We start from the raw sequence: 1,291 nt of genomic DNA on the forward strand, positions 1-1,291 counted from the left end.
GCGAGGCCGAGAGGCGTAGTCGATGGACAACGGGTTGATATTCCCGTACCCGCGAAGGAGCGACCCTGACGAACCTCGTTGTGCTAACCACCCGAACTGTGGGCGGTCTTCGGACCAATCGCGGGGAGCGTGGGAACCTGGCGGGTAGTAGTCAAGCGATGGGGTGACGCAGGAAGGTAGCTGAGCCCGGCCGGTGGTTGTGCCGGGGTAAGCGTGTAGGCCGTGCCGTAGGCAAATCCGCGGTGCATGAAGGCTGAGACGTGATGCCGAGCCGATTCAGGTGAAGTCAGTGATCCTATGCTGCCGAGAAAAGCCTCTAGCGAGTTCCGAGCGGCCCGTACCCCAAACCGACACAGGTGGTCAGGTAGAGAATACCGAGGCGATCGGGCGAACTGTGGTTAAGGAACTCGGCAAATTGCCCCCGTAACTTAGGGAGAAGGGGGGCCGGAGACGTGAAGCCCCGCGCGGGTGGAGCGTTGTATGGCCGCAGAGAGCAGGGGGAAGCGACTGTTTACTAAAAACACAGGTCCATGCGAAGAAGTAATTCGATGTATATGGACTGACGCCTGCCCGGTGCTGGAACGTTAAGGGGACCTGTTAGCTCTTTCGGGGGCGAAGCGGAGAACTTAAGCGCCAGTAAACGGCGGTGGTAACTATAACCATCCTAAGGTAGCGAAATTCCTTGTCGGGTAAGTTCCGACCTGCACGAATGGCGTAACGACTTCCCCACTGTCTCAACCACAGGCCCGGCGAAATTGCACTACGAGTAAAGATGCTCGTTACGCGCGGCAGGACGGAAAGACCCCGGGACCTTTACTATAGCTTGACATTGGTATCCGAATTAGCTTGTGTAGGATAGGTGGGAGCCGGTGAAGTCCATACGCCAGTATGGGTGGAGGCAATCTTGAAATACCACTCTGGTTGATTTGGGTATCTAACTTCGGACCGTTATCCGGTTCAGGGACAGTGTCTGGTGGGTAGTTTAACTGGGGCGGTTGCCTCCTAAAGGGTAACGGAGGCGCCCAAAGGTTCCCTCAGCCTGGTTGGCAATCAGGTGTTGAGTGCAAGTACACAAGGGAGCTTGACTGTGAGACTGACAGGTCGAGCAGGGACGAAAGTCGGGACTAGTGATCCGGCACTTGCGTGTGGAAGCGGTGTCGCTCAACGGATAAAAGGTACCCCGGGGATAACAGGCTGATCTTCCCCAAGAGTCCATATCGACGGGATGGTTTGGCACCTCGATGTCGGCTCGTCGCATCCTGGGGCTGTAGCAGGTCCCAAGGGTTGGGCT

At 57.1% G+C, this 1,291-nt stretch carries 1 rRNA gene (cut by a window edge); it reads left to right on the forward strand.

The window, feature by feature from the left end:
• Window positions 1-1,291 (forward strand): 23S ribosomal RNA (locus ACSNOA_RS13410); its annotated part reaches 1,473 nt to the left of the window's first position; the annotation flags it as partial.

Origin of the sequence: Micromonospora sp. URMC 103 (assembly GCF_051386435.1) — a bacterium.
In the GTDB taxonomy this organism is placed as follows: domain Bacteria; phylum Actinomycetota; class Actinomycetes; order Mycobacteriales; family Micromonosporaceae; genus Micromonospora.